Origin of the sequence: Alicyclobacillus acidiphilus NBRC 100859 (genome assembly GCF_001544355.1) — a bacterium.
Classification (GTDB): domain Bacteria; phylum Bacillota; class Bacilli; order Alicyclobacillales; family Alicyclobacillaceae; genus Alicyclobacillus; species Alicyclobacillus acidiphilus.
Genome location: NZ_BCQI01000131.1, coordinates 1 through 1,868 on the forward strand (window position 1 = coordinate 1; position 1,868 = coordinate 1,868).

Genomic DNA, 1,868 nt, shown 5'->3' on the forward strand with positions numbered 1-1,868 from the left:
GCGCCTTTGCCGCCAGTCAGCGCCAGCGGGTCGCCTGCCATCGCGATCGCGACAGCGCGCGCGCCTTTGCCTCCGGTCAGCGCCAGCGGGTCGCCCGCCACCGCCATCGCACCATCCCGCGCGCCTTTGCCGCGCAACCATGTCGCGACTCCTACCGGTGCTTCGCGTACTGCACAATCATCCGATCCGTCAACGACTCCGTTGGTGCCTTGTCATCCGTGAGCAGCATGCCTTTCCGTACGTCACTTGCCTGTAAAGGTTTGAGCACTGTCGGCCAGTGGCGTACGACTTGCGCCAACGGTCCCGCGGCGGGCAGGTGGGCGGCAGGCGATGTCGGCAACGCCTTCTGCGATCCGATCAGCAACTGGTTGAACGCCCCCTGTGCCTTGATGCGATAGACATAGGGATACACGTTCGTCAACGTCCGCTCGAACGCCAAGAGCAGGGGAGCGTCCTCGGATGTCGCGTTGACGTTAAGCGCGAGCAGCCCATCCGGGGTCAGGTGATGCGCCACTTCCTCGAAAAACTCGCGCGTTGACATGTGCGGCGGAATGTAGATCTGGTTGGCGTACGCGTCGACGATGATGAGATCGAACGATTTTTTACTCTGGCGAATATAGACACGCCCGTCGGCGTTGACCAGCGTGGCCTCCGTTGGTTGCAAGCCGAAGTAGTGGGTGTCGAGCGGGATGACGTCGGGATCGATCTCGACACCCGTTACGTGCAGCCGCAGGAAGTCGGCAGCGTCATACTTGGCGAGCAAATGCGGAATCGTCCCTCCTGCTAAACCGAGCACCGCCACTTCAATCGGCGTCGCGGCAGACGGAAGATGCTTCGACGCGGACACGAGGTACGGCAGCAACAGGTAATCGTCGTAGTAGTCGGTTTCTGTCAGTGCGTCGTGGGGACGCCGTACCGACTGTACCCCTCCGCCTTCGTTGTACACGAGTTCCACCGATCCGTCCTTGTTCCGATCCACCTGCACATGTTGATACAACGTATCCTTCGCCCACAGCACGTCCTTGCCGGTTGGCGTCGGGCCCGCCTGCCGTGCGACGACCGTGTCGCCGCCGATCAGCAGGAGCAGCGTCGACGCGGTCGCCAATTGGATCGCCCAATGCCGAAGCCAGCCCCAGACGCTGACGCCGATCAAGAGCGACGACCAGATGATAAATGTGTCGGTCAAGCCGAATTGCGGAACGGTCACGAATGCGGTGCAGAACGTCCCCACGAGCGATCCGACGGTCGAACACGCGTACAGATTTCCCGCGACGCTTCCGGCGCTCGCCGTCTGCGACGTCGTAAGCCGAATGGCGTACGGACTCACCATGGCCAGCAGGAACACAGGCGGCGCGAAAACCATCAGGATGGCGGCGAAGGATAGTAGAATAACGGATATCGACGTATCAAGCAGACCGTTGGACAACGGGGCGAAAATCCAGTGCCCCCAAAGCGGCAGCGAGGCGGTCCAAAGGCCGGCTGCGGTCGTGATCGACAATAGGATTCGAACGGACGGACGTTTGTCCGCCAGGCGCCCGCCAACCCAATAGCCAATCGACATGGCGAGGAGGACCAGTCCGATGACATTGGCCCACACGATCATCGACGTCCCAAAGTACGGCGCCAAAAAACGCGACGCCGCGAGCTCGATGGCCATCACCGCCGCACCTGTACATGCCACGTAGATATAGAAAAATCCCGCAGATAAAGCCATCTGTCGGGGTTCCTGCGACGTTTTCGAATTGCGCTTCATCGCGCCGACCCCTTTACTTATTGTGGGAATAAACGGATGTAAGTGTAGGGTATTCCAGTCGGCGGGCTTCTATGCGGAGAAAGCGGGATGCGGGATGCGGGATGCGGGGGCGAAA

1 protein-coding gene is annotated in these 1,868 nt (G+C 60.9%); it reads right to left on the reverse strand.

All coding sequences use genetic code 11. The features are described from left to right. Positions 1-151: 151 nt before the first annotated feature. Positions 152-1,753, reverse strand: a complete 1,602-nt coding sequence (locus AAC01S_RS18350; RefSeq protein ID WP_067625942.1) for a spermidine synthase — start codon at positions 1,751-1,753, stop codon at positions 152-154. Between the last annotated feature and the right edge of the window lie 115 nt (positions 1,754-1,868).